The organism is Methanocalculus chunghsingensis (genome assembly GCF_018132105.1).
GTDB classification, from domain to species: domain Archaea; phylum Halobacteriota; class Methanomicrobia; order Methanomicrobiales; family Methanocorpusculaceae; genus Methanocalculus; species Methanocalculus chunghsingensis.
Genome location: NZ_JWHL01000037.1, coordinates 1 through 1,552 on the forward strand (window position 1 = coordinate 1; position 1,552 = coordinate 1,552).

Here is a 1,552-nt window from a genome sequence, read left to right on the forward strand (position 1 = left end):
CTCAAACTCCGGTTTTTATAGGGATTATATTGAACTGTAGCTTCTCAGCGATCGTCCGCACTTGCTTTGGCACTTCAGTGATCCGTTTATCTGTACCCGAGTTCACAGAGTATACCTTTGAGAGCTTCAGTAACAACCCCTGTGGACTCAGATGAGATAGTAATCCAGCCTTTCGGATTCTGTTCTGAATGCGGCAATACAGATAGAGGCACAAAAATCCCACAAACACATGTCCAAACACCGATGTTGCATCCCTGAGATAGAGTTTGTCTGCCTGAATCAGGTCTTTAAAAGTCTTGAAATGTGATTCGACCATATTCCTTGACTTATACAACTCATAAATCTCCTGAGGTGGTGCAATGAGTGATGAGATGATCAATATCTTCCCGGCTCGTTTCATTCGTTCATTCAGAGTATTCCGATCGATCTTCCCCTCGGAAAACAGTCGGTAAATCGTCTTCTCTTCATCCGCTGCCAGATCAACATCCTTGTAGAGATAGAGGGTGAGTGCACCAGTTTCACGGCTTCCGGCATGGATGAGCCGGTCGTGATAGAAGAAGTGTTCTTTCAGATGGATTCTTTTCTCATACCTTTTGCTATTCCGTCTCATGGGGAGAATGAAATTGATATCAAGCTGTTGCAATAGCGTTTCATTCTCTTCAGAGACAAATCCACGGTCAAGAATAAGAGTGATGTTGTCGGTATCGATTCCTTCAAGAGATCCAGCAAGTGTCGATACATCCTTCACCGACCCCGGAAGCGCCCGGATCATCACAGGCATATTCGTATCCAGTGAACTGAACAAGGCAATATTCACCTGGGGCAGGTAGGCACCTTCTGCATTATATCCAAACTCTGCCAGATTAACGGTATCTGAATGAGAGAAGATGAATGAGAGATCATACACGAGTCGATTCGATTGAGATGAAAGAAACTGGAAGATACCTTCCTGTGCAGCGTAATCTCCACCGACTGCTGTGAGAGTTTGCGATAGAACCTGAGGATCACAGTTTGGCGCTATTCCAAGAATATTGTCGAGTTTTTCCCATCGATCCTTAACCTGATACAAAGGTGTGTATCCAGTGATTCTGGCAAACATCAGGGCAACAATCTCCTGCCAGGATCCGGGGAATGCCTCTTGGAGATGGGGAACAAGTTCAGCTGCCTCTTCAGCAAGAAATGCAGCATTGCCATATTCATGGACTGTACGAGGTTGGATCACGGCTGCTTTCTCTCCCTTTGGTATAAACCCATGTTTTTTTGTTAATCGCCCGAGGTATGTGGTGACTTTCTTTGGTCCTTTGGTTTCCTTGTCATACTTGCTTGTTGATCTGTAGACATAGGTATTCCCGTTGATTACCTTGACCTCGAGGCAAGTCTCTCCCTTCTCCCTCTGCTCCTGAACCCATTGCCTGGCCCATTCTTCCATGTGGTTATAATATAGGGATTACATATATAAAGATCTTTTGGTCTATTCGAACTCATTTTTGAATTTTGGAAGAAGAGAGAAGACTTGATGTAATTATGGGCACTAAAAAATCAGGAGTTTAGG

1 protein-coding gene is annotated in these 1,552 nt (G+C 44.3%); it reads right to left on the reverse strand.

Going from position 1 to position 1,552, the window contains the following annotated elements; all coding sequences use genetic code 11:
* Position 1 precedes the first annotated feature (1 nt).
* The gene (locus RJ53_RS11470; protein ID WP_211531775.1) at positions 2-1,429 is read right to left on the reverse strand and encodes a transposase; all 1,428 of its coding nucleotides are present in this window, start codon (positions 1,427-1,429) and stop codon (positions 2-4) included.
* Between the last annotated feature and the right edge of the window lie 123 nt (positions 1,430-1,552).